This is a genomic window from Tsukamurella soli (assembly GCF_039541155.1).
Lineage (GTDB): Bacteria > Actinomycetota > Actinomycetes > Mycobacteriales > Mycobacteriaceae > Tsukamurella > Tsukamurella soli.
This window is the reverse complement of record NZ_BAABFR010000028.1, coordinates 8,049-34,724: the sequence shown is the minus strand read 5'-3', so window position 1 is coordinate 34,724 and position 26,676 is coordinate 8,049. Positions and strand designations below refer to the sequence as shown.

Annotated in this window: 18 protein-coding genes; 3 read left to right on the top strand and 15 right to left on the bottom strand. The window is 69.8% G+C overall.

Annotated elements, in window-relative coordinates; translation table 11 throughout:
- The first annotated feature begins 167 nt into the window (after positions 1-167).
- Both ABD908_RS11020 and ABD908_RS11015 read left to right on the top strand, forming a co-directional pair.
- The gene (locus tag ABD908_RS11020; RefSeq protein ID WP_344995117.1) at positions 168-5,753 is read left to right on the top strand and encodes a glutamate synthase-related protein; all 5,586 of its coding nucleotides are present in this window, start codon (positions 168-170) and stop codon (positions 5,751-5,753) included.
- Positions 5,754-5,767: 14 nt separating this feature from the next.
- Positions 5,768-7,558 (top strand): sulfite reductase subunit alpha, encoded by a 1,791-nt coding sequence (locus tag ABD908_RS11015; RefSeq protein WP_385924601.1) that lies wholly within the window; start codon positions 5,768-5,770, stop codon positions 7,556-7,558.
- A gap of 76 nt (positions 7,559-7,634) precedes the next feature.
- Here the strand turns inward: ABD908_RS11015 and ABD908_RS11010 are convergent, their stop codons facing one another.
- The 6 genes from ABD908_RS11010 to ABD908_RS10985 all read right to left on the bottom strand — a co-directional run bounded on the left by ABD908_RS11010 (position 7,635) and on the right by ABD908_RS10985 (position 13,927).
- On the bottom strand, positions 7,635-8,888 hold the full coding sequence (locus ABD908_RS11010) for a flavin-dependent oxidoreductase (RefSeq protein ID WP_344995114.1): 1,254 nt from the start codon (positions 8,886-8,888) through the stop codon (positions 7,635-7,637).
- A 31-nt stretch (positions 8,889-8,919) separates the two neighbouring features.
- Complete coding sequence (locus tag ABD908_RS11005) at positions 8,920-10,377, bottom strand: aldehyde dehydrogenase (RefSeq protein WP_344995112.1); 1,458 nt, start codon at positions 10,375-10,377, stop codon at positions 8,920-8,922.
- Positions 10,378-10,402: 25 nt separating this feature from the next.
- Positions 10,403-11,203: an SDR family NAD(P)-dependent oxidoreductase gene (locus tag ABD908_RS11000; protein WP_344995109.1), complete on the bottom strand. Its 801-nt coding sequence runs from the start codon at positions 11,201-11,203 to the stop codon at positions 10,403-10,405.
- A gap of 65 nt (positions 11,204-11,268) precedes the next feature.
- Positions 11,269-12,465: an NAD(P)/FAD-dependent oxidoreductase gene (locus ABD908_RS10995; RefSeq protein ID WP_344995106.1), complete on the bottom strand. Its 1,197-nt coding sequence runs from the start codon at positions 12,463-12,465 to the stop codon at positions 11,269-11,271.
- Positions 12,466-12,702, bottom strand: coding sequence for a ferredoxin (locus tag ABD908_RS10990; RefSeq protein ID WP_344995103.1), 237 nt, complete (start codon positions 12,700-12,702; stop codon positions 12,466-12,468).
- Between the two features lie 49 nt (positions 12,703-12,751).
- Positions 12,752-13,927: a cytochrome P450 gene (locus tag ABD908_RS10985; protein WP_344995100.1), complete on the bottom strand. Its 1,176-nt coding sequence runs from the start codon at positions 13,925-13,927 to the stop codon at positions 12,752-12,754.
- Between the two features lie 123 nt (positions 13,928-14,050).
- Between ABD908_RS10985 and ABD908_RS10980 the strand changes: the two genes are divergently transcribed.
- Complete coding sequence (locus ABD908_RS10980; protein ID WP_344995098.1) at positions 14,051-14,674, top strand: TetR/AcrR family transcriptional regulator; 624 nt, start codon at positions 14,051-14,053, stop codon at positions 14,672-14,674.
- A gap of 21 nt (positions 14,675-14,695) precedes the next feature.
- On the opposite strand, the gene ABD908_RS10975 is transcribed toward ABD908_RS10980, so the two are convergent.
- Genes ABD908_RS10975 through ABD908_RS10935 form a run of 9 tightly spaced genes read right to left on the bottom strand, consistent with a single transcriptional unit; the run spans position 14,696 to position 26,665 of the window.
- Entirely contained in the window at positions 14,696-15,634 is a 939-nt protein-coding gene (locus ABD908_RS10975) for a hydroxymethylglutaryl-CoA lyase (protein WP_344995096.1), read from the bottom strand.
- Positions 15,631-17,910: a hydantoinase B/oxoprolinase family protein gene (locus ABD908_RS10970; RefSeq protein WP_344995094.1), complete on the bottom strand. Its 2,280-nt coding sequence runs from the start codon at positions 17,908-17,910 to the stop codon at positions 15,631-15,633. The genes ABD908_RS10975 and ABD908_RS10970 overlap by 4 nt, the downstream gene beginning before the upstream one ends.
- Entirely contained in the window at positions 17,907-20,021 is a 2,115-nt protein-coding gene (locus tag ABD908_RS10965) for a hydantoinase/oxoprolinase family protein (protein WP_344995092.1), read from the bottom strand. The genes ABD908_RS10970 and ABD908_RS10965 overlap by 4 nt, the downstream gene beginning before the upstream one ends.
- The gene (locus ABD908_RS10960; protein ID WP_344995089.1) at positions 20,018-21,247 is read right to left on the bottom strand and encodes a CaiB/BaiF CoA transferase family protein; all 1,230 of its coding nucleotides are present in this window, start codon (positions 21,245-21,247) and stop codon (positions 20,018-20,020) included. Before ABD908_RS10960 ends, ABD908_RS10965 begins: the two co-directional genes overlap by 4 nt.
- A complete protein-coding gene (locus ABD908_RS10955; protein ID WP_344995086.1) occupies positions 21,244-22,491 on the bottom strand; it encodes an alpha/beta hydrolase family protein in 1,248 nt (415 codons plus the stop codon). The genes ABD908_RS10960 and ABD908_RS10955 overlap by 4 nt, the downstream gene beginning before the upstream one ends.
- Positions 22,488-22,751 carry a hypothetical protein gene (locus tag ABD908_RS10950; RefSeq protein ID WP_344995083.1) on the bottom strand — a complete coding sequence of 88 codons (264 nt, stop codon included), beginning with the start codon at positions 22,749-22,751 and terminating at the stop codon, positions 22,488-22,490. The genes ABD908_RS10955 and ABD908_RS10950 overlap by 4 nt, the downstream gene beginning before the upstream one ends.
- Complete coding sequence (locus ABD908_RS10945) at positions 22,748-23,392, bottom strand: VOC family protein (protein ID WP_344995080.1); 645 nt, start codon at positions 23,390-23,392, stop codon at positions 22,748-22,750. Before ABD908_RS10945 ends, ABD908_RS10950 begins: the two co-directional genes overlap by 4 nt.
- On the bottom strand, positions 23,389-25,074 hold the full coding sequence (locus ABD908_RS10940) for an AMP-binding protein (protein ID WP_344995077.1): 1,686 nt from the start codon (positions 25,072-25,074) through the stop codon (positions 23,389-23,391). Before ABD908_RS10940 ends, ABD908_RS10945 begins: the two co-directional genes overlap by 4 nt.
- Entirely contained in the window at positions 25,064-26,665 is a 1,602-nt protein-coding gene (locus ABD908_RS10935) for an FAD-dependent monooxygenase (protein ID WP_344995074.1), read from the bottom strand. Before ABD908_RS10935 ends, ABD908_RS10940 begins: the two co-directional genes overlap by 11 nt.
- Positions 26,666-26,676: the final 11 nt, after the last annotated feature.

The window sequence follows — 26,676 nt, the reverse complement described above, 5'->3', positions numbered from 1 at the left end:
CCAGCGTGGCGGTGGTACACATCGTGAGTGACCGGCACCAGCCCGGCACCCGGCGACCCGCCGACCAGCTGATAGTGAGGTTAGCCTTACCATAATCGGATGGCGCGGATCCGCTTGCGCCTTGCCACGGCCCGGTCACCCGGGCCCGGAACCGGTTTGGAGCCTCGATGAACTCTCCCCACCTCGGCCTGTACGACCCGGCCCGAGAGTCGAGCGCCTGCGGCGTCGGTTTCGTCACGCGTCGCGACGGCCGGCAACGGCACGAGGTGATCGAGCTCGGCGAACTGGCGCTGTGCGCGATCCCGCACCGGGGCGGGATGTCGGCGGAGGGCGTCGGCGACGGTGCCGGCGTCTCCGTCGACCTGTCCGTCGAGTTCTTCCGACACCTGACGGGCCGTGAGCTGGTGCCCGGTGGGTTCGGGGTGGCCAACCTGTTCCTCCCGACCGACCCCGCGCAGCACCCGGTCGCGCGCCGCCTGGTGCGACGGTGCCTGGAGCGCAACGGCTTCGAGGTGGTGCTCGAGCGCGATGTCCCCGTCGACGAGGGCGCCGTGCGGCCTGCAGCCCTGCCGTACCAGCTGCCGATCGCGCAGTGGGTCTTCGACTTCGCCGAGGGCGACGGGGCCGGGTTCGACAGAGCGGAGGTCGACCGGGCCGCGAACGCCGCGCTGCTCGACATCGAGCGCGCAGCATACGGTTCTGTGGAGCTGAAGGGCCTGTACCCGCTCTCCGTCTCGGCGCGGACGCAGGTGCTCAAGGGACGGCTCAACGCCGACGAGGTGGTGCGGTACTTCACGGACCTGCGGGACCCCCGGCACTCGGTGCGCACCCTGTACTTCCACACCCGGTTCTCCACGAACACCGAACCGCATCCGTCGATGGCGCAGCCGTTCCGCATGATGGCCCACAACGGCGAGTTGAACACGGACCGCAAGAACCGGCTGTCCGACGATGCGCTCGCCCGCGCGCGCTCGCGCACCATCGTCCGCCCGCCTGGCCAGTCCGACTCGAGCCGCCTCGACCAGACGCTGCAGAGCCGCGTGTTCGACGACGGCCTGGACATCGTGGAGGCGGTGGTCTCGCTGATGCCGCCGGCGTGGGAGAACGACGCCACGCTGCCGCCGGCGGTGCGGGACATGTTCGAGTACTTCTCCCTGTACGAGGAGAAGAACGACGGTCCGGCTGCGGTGATCTTCTCGGACGGTGACGTGGTGGGAGCCCGCCTGGACCGACTGGGGCTGCGCCCGCTGCGCACGGTCGAGACCGACGAGTACCTCGTGGTGGCGTCCGAGGCGGGGCAGGTGCCGTTCCCGGACGAGACGGTGACCCGGCGCGGCCGGATCGAGGCCGGGGGCATGCTCTACCTCGACCACCGGACCGGCGACGGACGCGTGGTCCGCACCGGTGAGGCACTGGATACCCTTGCCGCGCAACGAGACTACGCAGAATTGCTGAAGTCTGCACGAGTGCGGCTCAGCGACATCCCGGCCCCCGACATCCAGCGCGGCACGGGCACGCTCGGCTATCCGGGCGACCTCAGCCTGCACGGCCGGTACGTGGCGTACTCGATGAACCAGGAGAGCTTCCGGTTCCTGCTCGATCCGATGCTCGCGGACGGCGCCGAGCGGATCTCCGCGATGGGCTACGGCAACGCCATCAACGCGTTGTCCGATACCGAAGGCGGTATGGCGAAGTACTTCTCGCAGCGCTTCGCCCAGGTCACCAACCCGCCGCTGGACTCCATCCGCGAGGCCGACGCCATGAGCATGCGTGTGGTGCTGGGCTCCAAGCAGGGTCGGCAGATCGTGCTGGACTCCCCGATCCTGGGCCACCTGGACATGATCAAGCTGCGCCGCCAGACGGTCGTGCCGCTGCGACACTTCGACACGCTGTACCGACCGGCGAGCGGCGCGGGCGCCGAATACGACGCGCCGGAAGGCTACGCGGTGGGCGACGCGGCCGACAACGCCGACGCCGTGCTGGATGCGGTGGACCGGTTGTGCGACGCGGTGGAGGAGTTCGCCCGCACCACGGGCGGGATCGCCGTCCTCACCGACCGCGGCGTCTCGCGCGAGAAGGCACCGCTGCCCCTATTGCTCGCGATCGCGGCGGTGGACACGCGGCTCACGGCGACCGGCCTGCGGCTGCGGGTCTCGCTCGTCGCCGAGTCCGGACAGCTGCCGTCGTCGCACCACATCGCGTCGGCCCTCGGCTTCGGTGCGTCCGCTGTCTACAGCCTCACCGCCCGGCTCCGCGCCGAGGAGCGTTTCCCCAGCCCAGCGGTACCGGCCGGCGAGATCACCGACACCGACCGCGCTTTCGACCGCTTCCGCAAGGCGGCCGAGAAGTCGCTCGCCAAGACCATGGGCCGGGTGGGCCTGTGCACAGTGGAGAGCTACATCGGCGGCCAGTTCTTCGAGCCCAACTACCTCGATACCCGGGATCCCGTGCTGGCCCGATGTTTCCCGCACCTCGACGCCCCCGTCGGCGGCGTCGGCTTCGCGCGGATCGCGCAGGCCGCCAGCGAGTGGCACGCACGCGCGCGCGACGTCGAGACCGAGCAGCAGCTGCCGCTGCTGGGCCTGTTCAAGGAGCGGTCCGACGGTGCCGGGCACTCCTACGGCATCAGCGCGGTGCGCGGCTTCGCGGGGATGACGGAGGAGCCGATCGAGGTGGGCGGGGGCACGCCCGCGGCCGAGCCGCTGCGCCTGCTCACGCTCGCCGGCCTCGACGACGCCTTCGGCCTGACCGACGACTCGTACCGGCACACGGGATTCGAGGCGCTCACGCCCGAGCAGATCGACGCATTCGAGATCACCCCCGGCTACCGCGAGTTCCTGGCCGCGACGCTGCTCGAGCGGTCCCGCCGCCCGTCGGCGCTGCGCGACGTGCTCGCACTGCCCGCCGACATCACGATGCTCACCTCCGCGGAGGAGTTCACCCGCGAGTTGGCACGGTTCTCGTTGACCGGCAACGGCAGCCTGCTGGCGCGCGGCATCGAGGTCGAGCGGCTCGCGGGCGACATGTTCCGCATCCGGCTGCTCAACGCCCCCGACGGCGGCGGCGAGGCCGCCGACGCCTACGCCGGTTTCGCCGCATACCTCGACGGCACGTTCCCGGGCGAGGTCGTGGCCGCTGCAGGCGCCGACGGCCTGATCGCCGGCGAACCGCTCACCGTCAAGGTCCGCGGTCGCGCCCTGGTCTACTTGAATCTGCTCGGCTCGGCGCCGCCCAGCATCCCGCTCGAGCAGGTCCAGCCGGCGCACGAGATCACTGCCGCGCTCGCATCGGGTGCCATGAGCCACGGCGCGCTGGTCGCGGCGGCGCACGAGGCGGTCGCGCACGGCACCAACATGGCCGGCGGCATGTCCAACTGCGGCGAGGGCGGCGAACACCGCTCCCGCTACGGGACCATCCGCGGCTCGCGGATCAAGCAGTTCGCGTCGGGCCGATTCGGCATCTGGGCCGGCTACCTCGCCGATCCCATGCTCGAGGAGCTCGAGATCAAGATCGGCCAGGGCGCCAAGCCGGGCGAGGGCGGGCAGCTGCCCGCACCCAAGGTCACCGTCGACATCGCGGCGGCGCGCGGCGGCACCCCGGGTATCGAGCTCATCTCTCCCCCACCGCATCACGACACCTACTCGATCGAGGACCTGGCGCAGCTGATCCACGACTGCAAGGCCGCGCGCGTCCGGGTGGTCGTGAAGCTCGTATCGTCGGAGGGCATCGGCACGATCGCCGTGGGCGTGGCCAAGGCCGGCGCCGACGTGATCAACGTGGCCGGTAATACCGGCGGCACCGGCGCCGCCGCAGTCACCAGCCTCAAGTACGCCGGCCGGTCGGCCGAGCTCGGGATCGCCGAGGTGCACCAGGCGCTGGTCGCGAACGGCCTGCGGAGCAAGGTGATCCTGCGCTGCTCCGGGGCACACCAGACCGGCGGCGATGTCGTGAAATCGGCCCTGCTGGGCGGCGACAGCTTCGAGTTCGGCACCACGGCGCTGATGATGCTCAAGTGCGTCATGGCCAAGAACTGCAATATCAAGTGCCCGGCCGGCCTGACCACGAATCCCGAGGTGTTCGACGGGGATCCGCGCGCGCTGGCGCAGTATCTGATGAACATCGCACACGACGTCCGCTCCATTCTCGCCGGGCTGGGTATGCGGTCGCTGCGCGAAGCGCGCGGGCGGACCGACCTGCTGCAGCTGCTCGAGCACCCGTCCGCGGTCGGCCGACTCGACCTGCGCGCGATGCTCACCCGCGTCCCGCGCAAGACGGTCACCGACCCGGTGTACCTGGAGAAGGACTACTCCGTCGACGACGCGCTGCTCACCACGGTCACCGAATGGCTTTCCGAAACCGCGGATCCCGCCGAATCGATCACGATCCCGGTAACCCCGCTGAGCAACCGCAACAAGTCGGTGGGCGGGCAGCTGTCGATCGACATCGAGCGGATGCTCAACCACACCGACGAGGTCGGGGAGCACCCGGCGGTGCTCACCAACGAGCGCGGGCGCCGCTACCTCGCCGACGGTGCCCTGCGGATCGAGACGTCCGGCACCGCCGGGCAGTCGTACGGCGCCTTCCTGGTCGACGGGATCACCCTGTTGCACACCGGGACCGCCAACGACGGTGTCGGCAAGAGCCAGTGCGGCGGCCGGGTCGTGGTGCGCTCGCCCGGCGGAGGAGCATCCGACGCCGGTGGGAACGTGCTGGTCGGCAACTTCGCATTGTTCGGCGCCACCGGCGGCCGCACATTCGTGGAGGGCGAGGCGGGCGACCGGTTCGCGGTACGGAACTCGGGCGCCACGGCGGTGGTCGAGGGGGTAGGCGAGTACTGCTGCGAGTACATGACCGGCGGCTCGGTGCTCAACCTGGGCGAGTACGGCAAGGGCCTCGGCAACGGAATGAGCGGCGGCTTCGTATACCAGTACGATCCCGCGGGAACCCTTGCGGCGGAGGCGAGTGACTCGCTGATCGTGCACCCGTTGGTCGGCGACGACGGCGGAACGGACCTTCCGATGTTCCACGAGGAGGCGGTCCGCACGATGCTGGGTTGGCACCTCGAGGCCACCGGCTCGCCGCTCGCGGCGCAGCTGCTGGACGAGTGGGAGACCGCCCGCACCCGATTCTCCGTCGGCATGCCGCGCGCGCTGCTGCTGTACCAGGACGCCGACGCGATCCTCGCGGCCAAGGGCCGCAAGGATCTGCTCGACGAGCTCGCGAGGGCCGTTGCCGCGCACCGGCTGCGCACCTTCAAGCTGGACCTGCGCGACGACCGGCCGGTGGCGGCCGGCGCGGTCCCGGCGCTCGGCGAGCCGGTCATGGGCGCGGGCGGCTCCACCACCGCGTTCGCCCTGCTGTCGTCGTTCACCGTGCTGGCGATCGCCCGCGAGATCGCGGCCGAACGCACCCCGGGCGCGATCGACGAGACGGCCCGGAAGCTGTTGCTCACCGAGGATTTCGCAGTCACGCAGCGGCTGATCAAATACATCCGCCCGCGGCTCGAGCACTACGACGACTCCGAGCTGGCGGCCCAGATCGCGGCCAAGCGGCTCGCCGACTACTGCACGTCGCTGACCGAGCGGAACGTACTGGGAATGGACGCGCTGGGCACGTACGGCTGGATCCTGTACCAGCGCACGCGGAACGACTCCGTGCTCGACCACGCCCGGTTCGACTCGATCCTGGTGCAGGCCGCACTCGGCGACCTCGCCAAGATCGCCCCCACCGCAGTCGAGGAGGCTCTCTCGTGACCACCGCACCCGCGTTGCCGCCCCTTCCCGGTGCGCCGACCCGTCGGGCCCCCGATCGCGGCGCACCGTTCAGCCGCGACCAGCAGGCGTGGCTCGCCGGCTTCCTGGCCGGGCTGCAGGCCGTGCGCGCCCAGGACGAGAACGCCGCCCCGGTGGCGACACTCACCGCCACCGTGTTGTTCGGCACGCAGACCGGCAACAGCGAGGAACTCGCCGAGCGCCTGGCCGGGGCTCTCCGGGACGCAGGTCTCGGTGCCGCACTCGCGCCACTCGACGATGTGACGCCCGAGTCGCTGGCCGCCGCCGGCCACGTCCTGGTGGTCACCTCGACGTACGGCGAGGGTGAGATGCCCGACAACGCCGAACTGTTCTGGGAGGCACTCTCTGCCGAGACGGCCGGACGACTCGAGGAGCTGCGGTACGCCGTACTCGCGCTGGGCGACAGCGGCTACGAGGGCTTCTGCCAGGCGGGCCGGCTGATCGACACCCGGCTTGAGCAACTGGGCGCGACCCGCATCATCCCGCGCGTCGACTGCGACGTCGAGTTCGATGAGCCGGCCTCCGCCTGGATCACCGACATCGCGGAGCATCTCGCCGCCGAGGCCCCGGCGGCGCTGCCGGGGGCGAGTCCCGCCACCGTCGTCGCCCCGGCCCCGCCCGCGAAGCCACGGGCGGCGCGGCCGAAGTGGAATCGCAAGTCGCCGTATCCGTCTCGGCTGGTCGCGAACCGCGTGCTGTCGGGTTCGGGCAGCGCCAAGGAGATCCGACACTTCGAGCTGGACCTCGGCGACAGCGGTATCCGGTACGCGGCGGGCGACGCCCTGAACGTGGTGCCGCGCAACGCTCCTGCGCTCGTCGACGACCTGCTGGAGGCGCTCGGGCTCGACGGTGACACCCCATCCGACGGTGCCCCGCTGCGCGAGCGGCTCGAGACGCACTGGGAGATCTCGACACCGTCGAAGGACCTGATGCAGGCGATCGCCGAGCGCGACCCGGGATCCGATCTGGCCGCCGTCCTGGCGCGCGGCGAGCGCGAGACCCTGGACGCGTACCTGTGGGGCCGCGACGCGCTGGACCTGCTGCGCGCGAGCCCGGGCTGCGGCTTCACCGCCGACGAACTCACCGGGCTGCTGCGGCCGCTGCAGCCGCGCGCGTACTCGATCTCGTCGTCGCCGCTGGCCAGCCCCGACCGCATCCACCTGACGGTGGCGGCGGTGCGGCACGACGAGGGCCACGGCGAGGCGCCACGGGAGCATGGCGGGGTGTGCTCGACGTTCCTCGCCGACCGGGCCGACGACGCTCCGCACGTCGGGATCTTCCTGCAGCCCAACGCCGCGTTCCGGGTGCCCGCCGACGGTGACCGGCCGGTGATCATGGTGGGCCCCGGCACCGGCATCGCGCCGTTCCGCGCGTTCCTGCACGAGCGTGCGGAGAGCGGCGCGACGGGCCGGAACTGGCTGTTCTTCGGCGACCAGCACCGCGCGAGCGACTTCATCTACGAGGACGAGCTCGACGCGTTCACGAAACGCGGTGTGCTGCACCGGCTCGACCTGGCGTTCTCGCGTGACCAGGCCGAGAAGGTGTACGTGCAGACACGGATGCTGGCACAGGGCGCGCAGCTGTACGCCTGGCTCCAGGACGGCGCACACTTCTACGTGTGTGGCGACGCGACGCGCATGGCGAAGGACGTCGACGCGGCCCTGCGCCGCGTCGTGGAGCAGGCGCGTGGGCAGGGTCCCGAGGACGCCGACGAGTACGTCGCGCAGCTGAAGCGGGACAAGCGATATGTGCGGGATGTGTACTGACGCACCACGATCCGCACCCTGCCCGCGCCATACGCCCCTACCCCGTCCGCCGCCGGAGGAGGCTTCGAGGTCCACCTCACGTGCGCCCCTTGTTCGCCACCGTTTCCAGGTCATAGCCGGCGACCACCTGGTACCCCTTGGTGAAGGCCTCGATCTCCGCCGTCGAGATGACGTCGTCGATTCGCTCGAAAGTGCCTCCGCCGGTACGGCGCTCGACCTCTTCGATGAGGGCGTCCGGCGGAGTCTCGCGATTCGTCAGGACGATCTTGTTGACGATCGGCAGACGCTCGCTCTCGTACTCGGCGAGGGCCGTGAATGGGTCGGACGTCGTGGCCAGGCAGGCGGCGAGCGCCTCGGCGTCGAGGATCGCCTGCGCCGCTCCGTTTCCGCCGCGCGGGTACATGGGGTGCGCGGCGTCGCCGAGCAGGGTCACCCGCCCGAAGGTCCACCGGTCGACCGGGTCGCGGTCGGCCATCGGATACGACAGGATGATGTCCGCATCCCGGACGAGTCGCTCGACGTCCAGCCAGTCGAACTTCCACCCCGCGAACAGGTCGATGAAGTCCTCGAGTCGGCCCGGAGCACTCCAATCCGTGGGTGACGCGGCGTCGGTCACGACCTCCACAACCCAGTTGATCAACTGGGTGCCGTTGCCATCGATGTCGTCGCGGATCGGATAGACCACCAGCTTGCCGGTCCGGTGCAGCGCGCCGACCCGGGTGGCACTGGCACCCGACAGGAACGGCGCGCCCCTGGTCACGCCGCGCCACATGTTGATCCCGTGGAACAGAGGCTCCCCCTCGTCCGGGTAGAACGCCTTCCGCACTGCGGAATGCAATCCGTCCGCACCGATCAGGACGTCGCCCGTCGCCATGGCAACGGTGTGCCCCTCGGCGTCGACGAACCGGGCGGCGACCCCCGCCTCGTCCTGCGCGAAGTCCGCGAGCCGATGCCCCGTGTGCACCCGCTCGGCGCCGATCCGCTCCACCACTGCGCGGTGCAGGACGCTATGCAGGTCTCCCCGGTGGATCGAGAAATGCGGGTAGGCGTAGCCGGCGTCGATCCCGGTGGCCTCTGTGTGAATCTGCTGTCCCCTCGATGTGTAGAAGGCGAACTCCTTCGCCTCCACTGCCACGTGTGCGAGCCGGCTTCGGAGCCCCAGCTCGGCGAGCACTCGGACCGCGTGCGGCATGAGATTGATGCCGAGCCCGAGCGGCCGGAACTCGGGGGCCGCGTCGTAGAGCTGTATGTCGATGTCGTCGAAGCGATGATGCAATGACAGCGCAAGCGCGAGCCCGCCGATGCCCGCGCCACCGATCAGTACCTTCATGCGAAGTCCCCTCGTGCTCACGCGGCGCGGCTCAGGCGACGCTCGCGCCGGGACGGATGATGATGCTCTTCGGCTCGAGGTAGTCCTTGATCGCATCGACCCCGTTCTCCCGGCCGATTCCGGAATTCTTGAAGCCGCCGAACGGCGCCATCACGCTGACGGTGCGATAGGTGTTGACCCAGACGGTGCCGGCGGCGAGGCGCGGGGGCAGGTTGAGCGCGCGGTCGAGGCTGGACGTCCACAACCCCGCAGTGAGCCCGAAATCTGTGTCGTTGGCGATCGCCACGGCCTCGTCGTCGGTGTCGAACGGGATGGCGACGAGGACCGGCCCGAACACCTCCTCGCGGGCGATCCGCATGTCGTTCGTGACGTTCGTGAAGATCGTCGGCTCGACGAAGAGGCCGTTCTCTCCGCCGGTCGGTGCCACGCGGTTGCCGCCGAGGACCGGGGTCGCGCCCTCCCGCTTCGCCGCGTCGATGCGCTCGAGAACGCTGGTGAACTGCGGCCGGGTGGCGATCGGTCCGATGTCGGTGTCCATGTCGGCGGGGTCGCCGAGCCTCGCATCGCGCATCTGGTCCGCGAGCTTCGCCACGAACTCGTCGGCGATCGAGCGCTCGACCAGTAGTCGTGAGCCGGCCAGACACGCCTGGCCGGACGTGTTGAAGATGCCCATGCTCACGCCGGCGAGCGCGGCGTCCAGATCGGCGTCCGCGAAGACGATGTTCGGTGCCTTGCCGCCGAGCTCGAGAGTGACGTGCTTGAAGCCTGTGGCGGCGGACCGTGCGACGGCGTGACCGCCCACGTGGCCGCCGGTGAACGCGACCTTGCGGACCAGGGGATGGGACGTCAGCGCGTCCCCGATCTCGGAGCCGTAGCCGGTCACGACGTTGATCACGCCCGGCGGGAATCCCGCCTCATCGGCCAATTCGACGAGGTGAAGCACGGACGTCGAGGCGAACTCGGACGGCTTGATCACCACCGCACAGCCCGCGGCGAGCGCGGGCGCGATCTTGGTGGTCGTCAGCAACAGCGGGCCGTTCCACGGCACGATGCAGGCGACCACCCCCATCGGCTCGTACCGGGTGTAATGGAAGAATCCCGGCTTGTCGAACGGTGAGACCGAGCCTTCGACCTTGTCCGCCAGGCCCGCGTAGTACTCGAAGTAACCGGCGAGATGGTCCACCACGCCGAGCGCCTCCCTGCGGCGCCGCCCGATGTCGGTGATCTCGAGCTCGGCCAGTCGGCCACCCTTCTCCCGGATGAGCTGCGCGAGGCGGTACAGCAGCCGGCCGCGCTGCGTCGCGGTGAGCGATCCCCACTCCCCCCGACCCGCCTCGTCGGCGGCCTCGACGGCGTCCGTGACGTCGGCGGTCGTTCCACGTGGAATACGCGCCCAGACTTCACCGGTGTAAGGGTTCTCCGAGTCGATCCACTCACCTGACGCGGAGTTCCGCCACTGCGCGCCGACCTTCATCCTGAAGATTTCCATCGTTGCTCCTCTGTTGAGCCTGCTGTCACGGCAGGTAGATGCCGCCGTTGACGTGAATGGTCTGACCTGTGATGAAACGGGCGCCTGGTCCGAGGAGGAACAACGTCGGGGCCGCGACATCGTCGGGATTGCCGAACCGGCCTTGCGGGATCATCGCCATCCGCTTCCGGTACGCCTCTGCACCACCGAACCAGCTCTCGCCGGAGATGCTCCGAACATCGTTGCCCTGCCCGGTCCCGCCGGCCATGAACGCCGTCTCGACGATGCCGGGCGCGATCACGTTCACGCGGATGTCGGGGGCGAGCTCCTTCGCCAGCGACTTCGCCATCGCGACGAGACCCGCCTTCGACGCGCTGTACGCCGCGAGCCTGGGCGGCGGCTGATTCCCGACTCCGGAGCCGATGAACACGAGTGTTCCGGAACCCTTCGCGATCAACGGAACGAAGGCCTGCGCGGCCAGAAACGCCCCGCGTAGGTTCACCGCGTGGACCCGATCCCAGCGCTCGACCGTGTACTCCAGGGTCGGCGTGTCCCGGTCACCGATGCCGCTCACATACACGACCGCGTCGACTTCGCCCCAGCGGTCCCGCGCGAACGCCGCCGCGGCGGTGATGGACGCGGCGTCGAGGACGTCGATCTCCCGTGTGACGATGTCGTCCATCTCGCCACGCTCGGCGATCGCCTGTGCGGTATCGAAGGCGATGACGTCGGCGCCCGCCCGCTGCGCCCCCTCCGTCAGAGCGGCGCCGATCCCGCCGTGGCTGCCGATGACGGCGATCCGGGCGCCTCGAACCGGGCCCAGATTGGTGTAATCGATTTCCTGCACCTTCGTCCTCTCCGTGGATGTCAGCTGGTCGTGTGGGACCTGCACCTGTGTCAGGCCCGGTGTCGTCACCCGGTCTGCGCGAAGGCCGCGAGGCCGAGCCTCTCGACGACCGCGTCGAGGGTGGGGTCTACGACCTGCAGCAGCTGCCTGGCCCGCAGGCACCGTCCTTGAGAATTGATCGTGGTCACGCCGGTGACCAGGCCGTCCTCCACGCTGAGCACGACGTGCTGGTCGGCCCCGGAGGTGAAGTGGACCTCGTCGGTCGCCGCCCTGCCTACGGTTTGAATCCTCCAGTCGAACTGGTCCGACCAGACGTAGGGCACCTCGCTCACCGGTGACGGAGCGCCGGAGGCGATGGACCGCGCCACGTGCTGGCCGTGCCGTACAGCCGTCGTCCAGTGCTCGTGCCGCTCCAGCCGCCCATACCGGGGGTTGTCCCAGCGTGCGACGTCGCCGACCGCCCAGACGCCGTGAGCGGCGACCAGGTTGTCATCGCAGACCACACCGTCGTCGATCGTCAGCCCGGAGTCCGCCAGCCACTCGACGTTGGGGACGGCGCCGATCGAGACGACGGCCCAGTCTCCTTCCAGGTCCCCCATGCGCACGCCACCCCCCGCTCGGGGCTCGAGGACCGGGTCCGTCGTGCCCAGCCGGAACCTCACTCCCCCACCGACGTGTTCGTCGGCGATGCGCGCTGCGGCGCTCGCGGGGATGCCGCGGGTGAGGATCCGCGGCGCTACATCGACGACGGTCACCGTCATTCCCCGCGCCGCCGCGGCGGCCGCCGTCTCCAGCCCGAGGAAGCCACCGCCCAGCACGAGCAGGCGGCCGCCGCGGCCCACCGCATCCCGCAGCCGCACCCAGTCGGACCGGGTGCGTACGTAACCGGCGCCGACGGGCAGCGGGTACGGCACTTCCCGGGGCCGGCAGCCCGTCGCGATGACCAGGTCGTCGAACGCGACACGGCCGTGGGAGGTCTCCACCCACCGACCGGCGAGGTCCAGGCCGGTTGCGACCACGCCGGGTCGGAAGTCGACAGCGCGCTCGCGCAGCGCGGATTCCGTGGCGAGCAGTTCCAGCCGATGGTCATCGCCCAAGCGCTTCGACAGCTGCGGCTTGTCGTACGGTTCTCCCTCGTCGGGCTCCAGGAGCACGACGCGGCCGGCGAAACCGGCGTCTCGCAATCCCATCGCGCACCGAGTGCCTGCGACCGATGCGCCGACGATGACGACGGTGCGGTCGGGAGCGGTGGCCGACAGCATTCAGGCCTCGCGCGGGACGAGTCGCAGAGCGGCGGCCGGGCAGTCCGCGACCGCTGCCGCCATCGTCGCCCGCTCGTCGTCGGACCAGTCCTCCCTGAGCAGGACGGCCAGGTTGGAGACCAGGTCCAGCTCGAACATGTCGGGCGCCGCGAAGACACAGTTGCCGTACCCGTTGCACCTCTCGAGGTCGAGCTCGAGCGTCTCGGTCGGTGAGGACACCGTCACCCGGTTCGCCATCGCGATCAGCCTTCTTCCGTCAGTGAGTGTTCGGTCGATGAGCGTTCTGTCAGCGAGTCGGCTCGGCCGCGAAACGCAGGGGCAGGGCGCGGAGCCCACTCATGGTGCCGCCGCTTAGCGGCGCGAATTCGGGCTCGCCGGCGTACTCGACCGGCGGCAGCGTGATGAGTTTCTCCAACAGCAGACGCAGTTCGGTGCGGGCGAGGAGCGCCCCCGGACACTGGTGCCGCCCGAAGCCGAAGGCGAGATGCCCAGCGGCCGAACGTTCCACATCGAACTCATCGGCCTCGGCGAAGCGCTCCGCGTCGTGGTTCGCTGCGGCGTAGACGAGCAGCACTCTCGAACCCGCGGGTATCACGACTCCGCCGACCTCGACGTCTCGCGACGTGGTGCGGCCGATGCTGTGGATCGGCGAACTGTGGCGGAGCGCCTCCTCGACGAACTTCGGGATCAGCTCAGGACGCTCGCGGAGCAGGGTCTGCCGCGCGGGATCGTCGGCCAGGTACCGCAGGATCCACCCCGAGGCGTTCATCGTGGTCTCATGCCCGGCGACCGCGAGACCGAGCAGCAGCCGTTCCCGTTCGTCGTCGGTCATGGGGCGCTCGTCGACCCGCTGGTCGAGCAACGAGGTGATGAAGTCGTCTGGCCGCGTCCGACGGTGCCGCGCGACCTCGGCACGGACCAGCTCCATCAGGCCGGCGCGGGCGGCGAGGATGTCCTGTTCGGTCGCTTTCGACCAGCCCTCCTCGGCCAGGTCACGGAACTGCGCCACCGTGTCCCAGTCGAAGCCGACGACCTGGGTCAGCACATGCAGGGGAAGCGGCAGGCCCACCCCGGAGACCCAGTCCCCTCCCCCTTCGGCATGGAAGTCGTCGACCAACCGATCGATGAGCGCACGCAGCCCGCCGGCCATTCCGCGCACCGAATCGGGCGTGAGCCGGGCGGTGACGACCGCACGGTAAGAGGTGTGTTCGGGCGGGTCGTTGTCGATCACGATGAGCCGGCCGTCGCCGACCGTGGGGACTCGGGTACCACCGCCGGAGATGAAGCTGTCCGGATCGCGCAGGGCGGCCAAGACGTGAGCGTACTCGGTGAGGACGTAGAAGCCCCCGTACTCGGGCGAGAAGACGACACCGTCGTCTCGCAGATCCGCGTAGATCCCCCACGCCTCCCGCGAGTCGGTGATCGCGTGGTGATCGAACGGGCATGTGCTCGCGGCAGGCATGTTCGCTCCCTTCTATGACGAAGTCGCCCTTGTGGATTCATCGTGGCGCAGCCGACTCTGACCTAGAATCATAAAACAGAACGATACGTTTCGTCTAGATCCAGATGCCCTATCCTGCAAGGCATGGACAACGGGAGCCCGAAGACGCAGGAGGCGCGGTCAGGGGACGAGGCGGCGGACTCCCGACGCGGCCCGCAGGAACGTACCCGTCGCGCCGTGATGGACGCGGCCAGAGAGTTGCTGCGAAGTGCCGGATTCGCCGACCTGACCGTCGACGGGATCGCAGCCCGGAGCGGCGTCGGCAAGGCCACCATCTACCGATGGTGGAGCAACCGGGCCGACGTGGCGATGGACGCACTGCTCGAGGAGCGGGGCCCGGTGGGCTGGTTCGTCGAGGACCGGCCGGCGATCGAGAATCTACGGGCGCAGCTGCTCGTCGCCACCGAATTCCTCGGCGGTCCGAACGGCACCGTCGTCGCAGGCCTGCTCGGTGACGTGCAACACGATCCGCAGATCGCACGGGCCTTCCGGGAGCGCTTCCTCAGTCCGCTCGTCGACCTCACCCGCACCCTGCTCGCGATGGCGGTCGACGAGGGCGACGTGCGCCCCGATCTCGACCACGACCTGCTCATCGACCTGCTGACCGGGCCGATCTACTTCCGCTTGCTGGTCACCGGAGAGCCGCTCACAGCGTCCGCGACCCACTCACTGGTCGACGCGGTGCTGCGTGGGGCGCGACCCGCGTAGCCGCGGCTGATCACACGTTCATCATCGTTGCGCTCTTCCGCGCGCCGCGACTCTCTCCGCGCCGGCGACGTGCGCCCGGAACAGGTTGCTGGACAGGTCGTGGCCGACCACATCCCGCAGGACAGCGACCGCGTCCAACACGGCGTCGATCCCGACGCCGGTGTCCACGCCCGACTCGTCGAACATGTACGCCAGCTCCTCCGTCGCGATGTTCCCGGTCGCTCCAGGCGCGAACGGGCAGCCACCGAGCCCGCCGAACGACGCGTCGAATCGGGTGACGCCGGCCTGGTACGCGGCCCACGCCGATGCCAGGCCGATCCCCCGCGTGTTGTGCAGGTGCACACCGAGTTCCACGCCGGGCGCGACGGCCCCTACGACGTCGAGCAGCTGGGTCATGCGGCCGGGAACAACGGTGCCGATGGTGTCGCCGAAGCTGATCCGATCGGCACCCGCTTCCACAGCCCGACGGGCGATCTCCGCCGTATGGTCCGCGTCGACACGCCCGCTGAACGGGCAGTCCCATGCGACGGCGATGATCACCTCGGCAGTGCCACCCGCTCCGTGAGCCAGATCGGCGATCACGCTGACCGCGGTCAATGCCTCTTCGGTCGTGCGGCGGACGTTGGCCGCGCTGTGCGCGTCGGTGGCGGACACCACGTACTCGAGGTTCACCACATTCGACGTCACGGCCCGACGCGCCCCGTTCGGACTCGCCACCAGTGCCGAGAACGTGATATCCGGCCACCGATGCAGGTGGGCGGCGAGTTCCTCCGCGTCGGCGAACGCCGGCACCGCGGTGGGCGAGACGAACGACGTGGCCTCGATCTCCCGTACCCCGGTCACGGCGATCGCGTCGAGAAGCGCCAGCTTCGCTGCCAGCGGGACCGGATCCTCGAGCTGGAGGCCGTCCCGGAGCCCCACCTCGCGGATCTCGAGGTGGGGCCGGGCGGTGTCGGTCACGCCATCGCCGCAGGCTGGTCGCTGGGCACGATCTCACTGCGGAGTTGCGTCCCGCACCCCGGGCACACGTAGTTGCGCAGGATCACGTCGTGGTCGACGTAGGTCGTCGACGCGACGCGGGTGCCCGGGACGGCCCCCAGGACCGACTGCTCCTGGATGCGTACGGCGTCGACGATGTCGGTCCCCGCAGGGCCGAACCGGTGGTCGCACCACCTGCACGCGACCGCACCGCCGGCACTGTCGGCGACCACCATCAGGTTCGCGTCGAGCGGCCGCGTCGCCTCGGCGGGCACATCGGCGACGCTGCCGGGCGCATCGTCGAGCCGGGCTCGGCGGAGCGCCGCCCTCCCCCGGGCGGTCGCCTCGGCATCCACCCGTCCCGCACGGACGGTGACGCCGTAGACGGTCTCCGCAGCACGCGCCGAGACCTTCCCGTCGGCGACGTCGCCGGCAACGGCCTCGGGGTCGCGCTGCAGCGGGTCACCGTAGCCGCCACCACCGGAGGGGTGGATGAACACGGCATCCGCGAGGCCGATGAACAGCTCGGCACGGTTTCCCACCACCTCGAGATCGCCGCCCAGCTCCTCCATCGAGCTGGGGATTCGTCCGGCGGCCAGCAGTCCGACGATGTCCGTTCCGCGGACCACCGCGTCGAACGCCGCACCACCCGGCATTCCACCGGCCAGACCGGCGCTCTCGGCGCGCGCCTTGCCGTTGCCTGAGAACGAACCCGCCACCGGGAAGGGGGTGCCGTGCGGCACGAGGCACGCCGACATCGACAGGCCGCCGCGGTGCGCGCCCGCGCCACCCGAGTCGACCTCCTCACGCCGCCACAGCACCAGATACGGCGACAGGTACTCCTGCATCTCCACGTCGGGGGCGCGGCCGAGGGGGATGGGCAGGATGCCGGCGGTGTCCGTGCCGTCTCTGTCCGGCTGCGCGCCGTAGCCGCCCGCCATCATGTCGAACAGGAGCGACACCCCGGGCACGCCGCGCTGATCGATGCCGGCGATGGTGACGATGCCGTACGCGCCCGTGCAGCCGGCCTGTACTCGCGGCTTGAGCTCCGCCGAGGCGTCCATCAAGCGCCCCAGACACTCCGCCACCAGGTTCGAGGTAGCCCACGCCGACGAGATCGGCGCCAAGCCGATCGCGGCGGGATAGGTCGCGTTGTTGATGGTGCCCTCTTCGCTGACCAGGTCGAAGCATCGCATCAGGCCGCCCGTGCACCAGGGGATGTCGCCCGCGAGTAGTGGCAGCAGGGCGAACATGACACCGGCACGCATACCGGAGTAGGGGCTGTTGATCATCCCCGTCTGTGGATCGGTCCCGGTGAAGTCGAAGGTGAGGTGATCACCCGTCTTCGTGAGCGTGAGCGCGATCTTGTGCAGACCGCGGTCGCCCACGGCGGACTGCTCCATGTACCCGATGCTGCTCCACGATCCGTCGGGGATGGACACGAGACGGGCACGCAGCCGCCCCTCGGCATCGTCCATCATCCGCTTCATCACGGCCTTGACGGTGTCGGCGCCGTAGCGCTCGACGAGGGCCGCCAGTCGGCGCTGTCCCACCTGGTTCGCGCCGATCTCCGCGCGCAGGTCCAGCTGTACGTGGTGCGGCATCCGCGAGCGGCGTACGAACGAATCGAGCACGTCGTCCTGGAGTTCCCCGCCACGGATGATCTTGATCGGCGGGGTGGGAACGGCCTCGGTGAACACGTCGACGGCCGCGAGATCCGCGGACCCGGGCTTGGCCCCGCCGACATCGATCAGGTGACAGATCGCGCTGGTCCAGGCGAACAGCTCACCGTCGATGAAGATCGGGGCGATGATCGCGGTGTCGTTCTGGTGCAGGCCGCCGCCCACCCACGGATCGTTGGTGAGGAACATATCGCCGGCCTCGATACCGGGGTTGCGGCTGCGGTTCTGCAGGATCCAGTAGATCGCCAGGTCCATCGACGCCACGAGGCCGGTGTTGTACAGGCCCACCTGAACCTCCTGCCCCAGTTCGTCGCAGATGGCGAAGTCGAAGTCGTTCGCCTCCGTGACGCCTTGCGAGCCGGACATGCGCTTGAGCGTCTCGCCCATCTCGTCGGTGATCGACCAGATGCGGTGGCGGATCACCTCGTAGGTGAGCGGATCGATCGCGTCGCCGGCGTCCGCGGCGACTTCGTGCAGCCGCAGCAACGGGTCGATCCGCGCACGGAGATCCGCCATCGGCAGCGGGCGACTCGCGAATCGCTCGGAGCCGGCTACCGGCATCAATGGTTGGTTCATCGGGTCACCTCTTCGAGGTCGATGCGGATATTGCCGAACTCGTCGATCCGGGCCTCGCGACCGGCCGGGACCGCGACCGTGGTGGTCGGGACCTCGATGATCGCGGGTCCGGGGACCACGTGGCCGCTGCGGAGCAGCGCGTAGTCGTACACGGAGGTGTCTTCGAAGCCCCGCGACACCTCCAAGAACACCGGCCGTCGGGCCTTGATCGCGGCAGACGCGTCGGAGCCGTCCGCCTCGGCGTGCAGTGTGAGGCCGGGACGGAACGCAAGACGCCCGACCCCCTGCACGCGATAGGTGATCATCTGGATGCCGGCCTCGCTGAAGCCGGATCCGGCTCCGAACAGCTGGGCGTAGCGTTGCTCGAACGCCTTCGCCATCAGCTCGACGCCTGCGGCGTGCAGCTCACCCTCCGGCGCATCGGCACTGACCTCGAACATCTGGGCCGTGTAGCGCGCATCGAAGCTGCGCCGCACCTCGAGATCGACGTAGTCGACCCCCTGCCGTTCGATCGCTTCGGTCACCTGCTGCTCCAGCTTGGCGAAGTTGGCGGCCGCTACGTCGGGGTCGAGCGGGAACGGGGCGGGGTCGGACAGCTCCGCCGTCACGATCACATCCGACGCGGCGAGGCCGAAAGCGGAGAACCCCGATGCCGCGGCACCCAGGGGTACGACGAGCTCGGGGGCGCCGAGCTCCCGCGTGTAGGCGGCCGCGTGGATCGGACCGGCACCGCCGAAGGCGTACACCGCGAACTCGCGCGGGTCGTGGCCGGATTCGATGACCACCTTGCGGGCGAGGTCCGCCGTCTGCGCGTTCTGCACCTCGTACACCGCCGCCGCGGCCTGCTCCACCGTCAGCCCGAGCGGCTTCCCGATGTGCTCCATCAGCGCCGCCTCCGCGAGGTCCTTACGGAGCTCCTGCTTGCCACCGAGGAAGTAGTCGGGGTTGATGATGCCCAGCACCAGGTCGGCATCGGTGACGGTGGGCCGGGTTCCGCCGGCACCGTACGCCGCAGGGCCGGGGACCGCGGTGGCGCTCTCCGGGCCCACCCGCAGGTTGCCACCCTCGTCGATCCGGGCGATGGCACCGCCGCCCGAGCCGATCGCGTCGACGCGGATCGTCGGCACGTTGATCGGCTGCTGGTTGATGATCGTGGTCGTCGACCGGACCGGCTCGCCGTCGACGATGAGGCCGACGAGGAAGGTGGTTCCACCGACATCGGCGGTCATCACGTTGCGGTGGCCCAGCTGCTCGGCCAGCCGCGCGGCACCGATCACGCCGCCGCTGAGCACCGAGCCCACGGTGGAGATCGCCGTCTGTGGCGCCTCCTCCGCTGAGACGGTGCCCCCCGAGCTCTGCATGATCAGTAGCGGCCCCGTGAGGCCGCGGTCGGCGAGTTCACGCGACAGGGGCTCGAGGTAGCGGCGCAGCGGCGGGCCCAGCTGGGTGCTCATGATGGTGGTGGCGTTGCGCGGGAACTCCCGGATGCGAGGCGAGACCTCGTTCGACACCGCCACGAACACGTCGGGGTCGATCTCCCGGATGATCTCCCGGATCCGCAGCTCGTGCCCGGGATTCTGGAACGACCACAGCAGCGATACCGCGATCGCGCGGACTCCGGTGGCGAGCAGGTCCTTCACCGCGGCGCGGACCTCGTCCTCGTCGAGCGGGACCACCACCGCGCCGGTGTAGTCGACGCGCTCGGTGACTTCCGCGACCCGGGACCGCGGCACCAGCGGCGCCGGTTTGCGGGTACGCACCACGTCCTGCTTCTCGTGTGGGGAGAGGCCGAGATAGCGACCCTCGATGTTCATGATCGCGATGGAGTCGGCGTGGCCCTTGGTGGTGATGAACCCCACCGGATCGACCTTGCCGGTGACCAAGGCATTGATGCTGGCCGTGGTGCCGTGCGAGACGTACGCCGTGTCGGCCAGCAGTTCGCGTTCGCTGATGCCCAGCTCTTCGGCCAGGGCGCCGACGGCGTTCAGGACGCCGCGGGAGTAGTCCTCGGGTGTCGACGGTGTCTTCGCCCCCACCACGGTGCCATTCGAATCCGCGGCGACCGCGTCGGTGAACGTGCCGCCCACGTCGATACCAATCACGTAGCTCACGGTGTCTCCTTTCTGCCGGTGAGCTGGACGATCTGCTCCTCGGATCTGCCGAGGAGCTCGCCCAGCACGTACCGGTTGTCGGCGCCCAGATCGGGGCCGAGATTGCGAATAGGGAGGGAGCGCTCGCCCAGGAGCGGAGCGATACCCGGGAATGCGACGGGTCGCCGCGAACCGTCGCCGGTCTCGACGTCGAGGTGCTGGACCATGCCGCGGACGGCGAACTGGCCGTCTGCGCAGATGTCGGCCGCGGTGTAGATCGGGCCGGCGGGAACCCCCGCGGCTTCCAATAGAGGAAGGACGTCGACGCGGTCGTGCCGCACAGTCCAGTCCCCGATGGCGTCATCGAGCAGGTCGCGCTCGCGCCACCGGTCGGCATTGGATTGCAGCGCCGGATCGTCGGCGAGGTCGTCCCGGCCGATCAGCGCCATCAATCGTTTGTAGATCCCGTCGCCGTTGCCGGCGATCACCACCATCGAGCCGTCCCGACACGGGTAGGCGCTGGACGGTGCGATGCCGTCGATGCGCGGCCCGGTACGCGTGCGCTCGACGTTGTGCGCACAGTGGTCGGGTAGCAACGACTCCGTGACCGCGAGTACGGCCTCGTTCAGCGCCACGTCCACTACCCGGTCGCGAGCGGCACCGTCGGTCCCGGTGGCGCGCTCTCGATCCAGCAGTTCGACCACGGTGCCGAAGGCTGCGAGCATTCCGGCGACGGAGTCTCCGATGGACACCCCGACCCGCGACGGTGGCCGGTCTGGCTCTCCGACCAGCTCGCGCAGCCCGCCCATCGCCTCGGCGACCGCGGCGAACCCCGGCCGCGCGCTCAGCGGGCCCGTCTGTCCGAACGCCGAGACCCGGGTGATCACGAGGTACGGGTTCACGGCCCACAGCCGGTCCGGGCCGATGCCCCAGCGTTCCAGTGTGCCGGGTCGGAAGTTCTCCAGCACCGCATCGCTGCAGGCCGCGAGGTCGAGCACCACCTGGCGCCCCTCCTTGGTCCGCAGGTCGACGGTGATGGACTTCTTATTGCGGTTGATGGTGCGGTACAGCATCGACGTATCACCGCCGTTCAGGCGCCACGAGCGGAGCTCGTCGCCCGTGCCCGGGCGCTCGATCTTGATCACCTCGGCGCCGAAGTCGGCCAACATTCGGCCGGCCGTGGGTGCCGCGATGAAGTTCCCGAGTTCCACCACACGGATCCCGGCGAGCGGTAGGCGCACGGTCATGGCACGTCCGCGAGGTCGAAGCGCTCGCCCAGCCACGCCACGACCTCGTCGCCCACCAGCTCGTTGCCGGTTCGCTCGCCGCGAGCGATTGCGCCGCCGAAGTGGGTCCCGCGGACGGCTCGGGCGGACTTGTCCGTCCCTCCCAGTGCCGCGCGCATGCGCGCCGAATCGGCGGGGAAACCCGCCTGGTCCCCGGTCAGCTCGATGAACAGCGACGGAACCGTGACTCCCGGGGCGCAGCGCGCGAAGTCGGCGTTCGAGGCGTTCCCCGACCATGTGGACAGCCAGGCCTCCGGCGTGGACAGCCGCCCGAAACCGACGAGTCCGTGATTGATCAGGTCGGGCCGCTTTCCGAACACCGACCCGTAGGGGCGCTCGTTCGAGTCCAGCCGCAGGTCGACGGTGCGCGGATCGGCATCGGTGCGGTACACGGTGATGATCCGCGGCATGATCGCGCGCCGACGGTCCACGGGGTCGTCGGACTCGGCGAACCGGGTGCGGGAGCTCTTCGCATCGTCCAGCAGCTCCCGCGCGTGGGCGTCGATCCGGGTGATCCGCTCCCGCTGCGCCACCCGGTACCGATCGACGAACTCGAGCGTGAACCTCGAACTCCCGGGCGGCTCGGCGAAGCCGTTAGCAGGATCGAACGCGTACAGCTCGGGGTCGATGGAATCGGGGTCCTCCTCGTCGATCACCGAGGGGTCGATACAGGCCATCAGCAGCCGCCCCTGCCCCGGGTGCGGGGCGTAGAACACGGCACCGTCCAGCTGCGGCATGTCGGCTTCGGCGAAGCCCGTCGGGCGCCCGCCCGGGGTGCGCGCGATCCGCTCGCCGGGCGGCAGGCCCGACTGTTCCGCGTAGAAGGCATACAGCGTTCCGCCACCCGAATGCCCAAGCGCCACAACCGAATCAAACTCTTGCTCGCGAAGGAATCCGATCCCGGCGGCCACGTCGAGCACCGCCTGCTCGTGCACCAGATTGAGGTCGTTGTTCACCGACCGCGTGTGTTGGGTCCACACCGCGGCGCCCGCCCGCAGCAGCGCCGGCACCAACGGGTGGTGGGTCAGATCCTGGCGCGGGTGCATCAGACAGACCACGGTGCGCGCGCCGGGCACCCGGCTCAGGACACCGCGCACCGTCGCGCCGTCCGAGGTCTTCAGCTCATGCACGGTCGTCACGGTGACGGCCGGCCGGCCGGCCGTGTCCAGCATCCGACCGGCGCCCAGGCCCGTAGCCGTACTCATGCGAATCTCCCGCCTCGGCGGTGCTCGACGAGGAGCGCCTCCTTGTCGTGTTGCACGATCTCGCCGTCGCGGACGCCCGCGACGATGCTGTACCAGACGGCGTGTCGACATCTGCTGGCGACGCGATCGATCCGGACGCGGTTCTCGCCGCTGATCTCGAAGTACGGGCCGACCATATCGACTGCGAGCGAATCGTCACCCCTGGCGAACTCGACCGCGCCGGAGTTCTCCGGCACGTCGAGCACGAACAGGCTGGTCACAGCTGGGCTCCCTGGGCGTCCGACCACGCCGGCGCGCGCTCGACGATGAGCTCCGCCTTGCGGGCGAGCAGCTTGCCCAGGGTCGGCTCGGGCTGCATGCTGATCTCGATGAGGGCATCGACGGTGAGCTCGGCATCCAGGTCCTCCTGCGGGGTCACCGGCCGTAGCGCGCGGGTGATCTCGAAGAAGTACCCGTTCGGGTCGTGCGTGTAGATCGACTCGATGGTCTCGTGGCGGATCTGCATCTCCACCGGCCAGTCGCTGGCATCCAGCCGATCGCGGTACTCGAGCAGCTCATCCTCCGACTCGACGTGGATCGCGAGGTGCCGCGAGCGCAGGAAGAACTCGGGCGCCTGGCCGTCGAACGCCGCGTAGACGTCGCCGCGGGCACCGGCGTGCAGGGGCTCCAGGCCGAAATAGTAGAAGAACGCCAGCCGATCGCCGTTGCCGATATCGAAGAAGAAGTGGACGAAATCGGGGTGGTCCTCGGGTCCCCAGCCGAGCGCGCAGATCGAATGCACGACGGGGAAGCCGAGAACGTCCCGGTAGAAGGCGACGGTGGCCGCCGGGTCGAAGGTGGGGAACGCGACGTGGTCGACGCCCCGGACATGGTGGCCGAGCGGTGCTTCGGGATAGTTCATGATCGAATCTCCTCTGTCTGTCGGGGTGTGGTCGCCATCCGCGCGCGCAGGGCACGCTTGTCCAGCTTCCCCACCGGGGTCAGCGGCAATGCGTCCATCGATTCGAGACGTTCCGGCCACTTGAACTTCGCCACCTCGAGCTGCGCGAGGAACTCAGTGACCTGTCCCAATGTGGGGGTAAGGGCGCCGGGCACGGGCTCGACCACGATGCATCCGCGCTCGCCGAGTCGGTGGTCCGGCACCGCCACCAGGGCGACACGAGCCACACCCGGCATCCGCGCAACCAACGCCTCGATCTCGGCGGTACTCACTTTCTCGCCACCGCGGTGGATCACGTCCTTGATCCGCCCCTCGAATACATACGTGACCGCGCCGTCGACGGTGCGGCGGGACACCAGGTCACCGCTACGGAGAAGCCCATCGGATGTGAAGCCCTCCGCGTTGGCGGTGGGGTTACGCAGATAGCCGCGAAGGGTACTGGGGCCGCGGTAGCAGAGCTCGCCGGGGGCGCCGTCCGGTACCTCCCGCTCCGCACCCGGGGCCAGTACCCGCACCGTCTCGTCCTCCGAGAGCGGAGTCCCCAGCGTGTGCTGGCGAGCCTGTGCCGGCCACTCCTCGGGCGTCACCATGACGAGCCCCTCGGATGACCCGTAGAGGTGGAGCACACTGATCCCGCGATCGGCGAAGATCGCAAACGCGTCATCGGTGACCCGGGTGCCCGAGTACACCACGTGCCGCAGGGCGGCCGTGGCGCGATCGAAGTCGGGTCGCATCGCCCACTCCACCGCGAGCGCGCCATAACCGAGGAAGTCGGTGACCCCGTTGTCGATCATGACCTGTAGCAGGGTGTCGACCGCAGGCGTCGCGACCACGACCGCCGCCCCCACCGTGTGCGCCGCGTGCAGCGCGAGCAGGATTCCGGCGTTGTGGATGAGCGGCAGGAAGTGCATCACCCGGGTGGTCTCGTCCCAGCCGAGGCGCTGCGTGAACTGGCGTGAGGTGAGCCAGTAGTCGTCGTGCCGGCGCGGGATCACCTTCGGGGTGCCGGTGGTGCCGCCCGAGAGCTGGAAGACGCCGATGTCATCGCCGTCGATCCCTTCGTCGATCCGTTCCACCGCGGAGCGCGCCACGGCGGGTTCGAGCTCGGCGCCGAGATCCTCGAGGCGGTGGGTTCCAGCGCCCGCGGTCACAGCGCCCACGGTGATCACTACGCGGCGCCCGGCAGCGCGCTCGGCCATCTCCACGGCGAAGCCGGTCAGGTCGAACTTCGAGTAATCGGCTGCCACGATGTGCGCGACCGCCTCTGTCTGAGAGCCGATCTCACCGATTTCGTGGCCGCGGTACGCAAGCAGTGTGGCGACCGGCACCAGGCCCGCCTTGATCACCCCGTACCACGCAAGCACCGCATCGAGGGTGTTGTCCAGCTGCAGCAGAACCGCCCCGCCCGGCCGCAGCCCCAGATCGGCGAGCCCCGCGGCCACGCGATCGGATCGCTCGTCCAATTCGCGGTAGGTGTACATACCACCCGCAGCGATCACCGCCGGCCGGTAGGAGTGTTCGAGCGCCGCCCTGTGCAGGTGCGCACCGATCGTCACGTTCTCCCAATCGCCGCAGTCCCGCAGCCGGGCCAGCTCCTCGGGCGACACTGAACCGACGTATTCGCGCCAACGATCAATGCGCATCAGCAGTCTCCTTTCCGTCGCGGCGCGGCGCGGTCACGGCCGCGCGCACTGCGAAATCGATCCGGCCCGCCACCAGGCCCGACGCCACGGCATCGGCGGCGTCGGGGCCGACCGAGACACCTGCGGCGCACCCCGTCTCCAGACGTATCCGCTCGGCGACGTCGATCCGGTCGTCGATCGCAGCCGAGGTGTGTGCTCCGTCCAGCACGACGACGCCGGCGCCGGCGGCCCGCGCCAGCCGGACCCGCTCGAGCACGGCATCTGCCTCCTCGCCCCACGGATCATCGAGATCGACTGTCAGCCGGAGGGCGCTGCCGTCCGCGACAGCGGATTCCGGGACCAGCCGACACGATGGTGCGCCGACGGGTCGGTCCAGCGTGCGAGCCAGTATCCAGTCGGTGAGGTCGCCGTCCGGAAGCTCCTCATCGGACACTCCCGCCCACGATGCGACGGCGGCGCGGACGAGGCCGCGGCTCGGCCCGGAGGCGTCCAGCGAGAACGGCTCGAGCCGGGACAGGAAGGCGAAGGCGATCCGCTCTCCGCTCAGGTCCAGCCGCCTGGGGAAGGAATCCCACCACCGTTGGCTGCGCAGCGCCCAGCGTTGGAACCGGTCGACCGCCGGCCGCCTCGCATCCTCGAATGCGCGCAGTGCCTCGGCGATCGACCGGGGCTCATCGTCGAGGGCATCGGCGAGCGCGATCGCCGACTCCATCGCGAGTTTCGTGCCCGACCCGAGCGAGGGGTCGGCGTTGGCAGCTGCGTCGCCGAGAAGAACGACCTTGCCGTCCACCCAGCGCCGGCAGCGCACCGTGCTGAACCGGAACCACTGCGACCGGTTGCCGACCAACGGCTTGCCGCCGAGCAGTTCGCGGAACGCCACGGACAGGAAGGCGAGCGACTGCTCGTCGGAGTCACGAGCAGTGACCGGCGCCGCGCCCACCGCGGCCTCCAAGCTGGTCAAGGCGGCGGAGTCGGTCTCGATTACGAGCGCCGTGCGCCCCTCACCGTACGGGTACGCGTGCGCCGTGAACACACCGTGTTCGGTATCGACGGGGTGGAACACCGTGCCCTCGAGCTGCGCCTCGCTGCCGCACCACATGTAGATCCCGCGGCCGAGCGTCACCGTCGGCTCGAAGACCTCCCGTCGGGCCTCACGGGCCGCGCTGGACACGCCGTCGGCGGCGATCACGAGGTCGGCATTCGCGCCCACCTGCTCCAGCGTCACACTGCTGTCGAGTTCCACCCGCACGCCGGCGGCCCTGGCCTGGTCGACCAGCGTGTCCAGCAGACCCGCCCGCGAGACCGCCACGCCGCGGTGGAACCCAGGGATCCTGACGGTGCTGTGCCCTAGACGGAACTCCGCCACCGGAACCCGCGCCGACCCGCGCTGGATGCGTTCAGCGGTCTCCGGATCCACGGCCATGACCGCGGTGAGCAGACCACCGGTGAGCCCGACACCGAAACCGAACGTATGGGAGGGATCGGTGCGCTCGTGGACCGTGACCCGCCAATCCGGGTGACGCAGCGCGAGCAGCCGCGCGGCGAACAGCCCTGCGGGCCCTCCGCCGATCACAACGATGTCATAGGCCATGGGTGTGATCG

Coding starts and splice junctions, on each gene's coding strand:
- ABD908_RS11020 (WP_344995117.1), top strand. CDS start 168: ATGAACTCTCCCCACCTCGGCCTGTACGACCCGGCCCGAGAGTCGAGC.
- ABD908_RS11010 (WP_344995114.1), bottom strand. CDS start 8,888: ATGAAGGTACTGATCGGTGGCGCGGGCATCGGCGGGCTCGCGCTTGCG.
- ABD908_RS11005 (WP_344995112.1), bottom strand. CDS start 10,377: ATGGAAATCTTCAGGATGAAGGTCGGCGCGCAGTGGCGGAACTCCGCG.
- ABD908_RS10995 (WP_344995106.1), bottom strand. CDS start 12,465: ATGCTGTCGGCCACCGCTCCCGACCGCACCGTCGTCATCGTCGGCGCA.
- ABD908_RS10990 (WP_344995103.1), bottom strand. CDS start 12,702: ATGGCGAACCGGGTGACGGTGTCCTCACCGACCGAGACGCTCGAGCTC.
- ABD908_RS10985 (WP_344995100.1), bottom strand. CDS start 13,927: ATGCCTGCCGCGAGCACATGCCCGTTCGATCACCACGCGATCACCGAC.
- ABD908_RS10980 (WP_344995098.1), top strand. CDS start 14,051: ATGGACAACGGGAGCCCGAAGACGCAGGAGGCGCGGTCAGGGGACGAG.
- ABD908_RS10970 (WP_344995094.1), bottom strand. CDS start 17,910: ATGAACCAACCATTGATGCCGGTAGCCGGCTCCGAGCGATTCGCGAGT.
- ABD908_RS10960 (WP_344995089.1), bottom strand. CDS start 21,247: ATGACCGTGCGCCTACCGCTCGCCGGGATCCGTGTGGTGGAACTCGGG.
- ABD908_RS10955 (WP_344995086.1), bottom strand. CDS start 22,491: ATGAGTACGGCTACGGGCCTGGGCGCCGGTCGGATGCTGGACACGGCC.
- ABD908_RS10945 (WP_344995080.1), bottom strand. CDS start 23,392: ATGAACTATCCCGAAGCACCGCTCGGCCACCATGTCCGGGGCGTCGAC.
- ABD908_RS10940 (WP_344995077.1), bottom strand. CDS start 25,074: ATGCGCATTGATCGTTGGCGCGAATACGTCGGTTCAGTGTCGCCCGAG.
- ABD908_RS10935 (WP_344995074.1), bottom strand. CDS start 26,665: ATGGCCTATGACATCGTTGTGATCGGCGGAGGGCCCGCAGGGCTGTTC.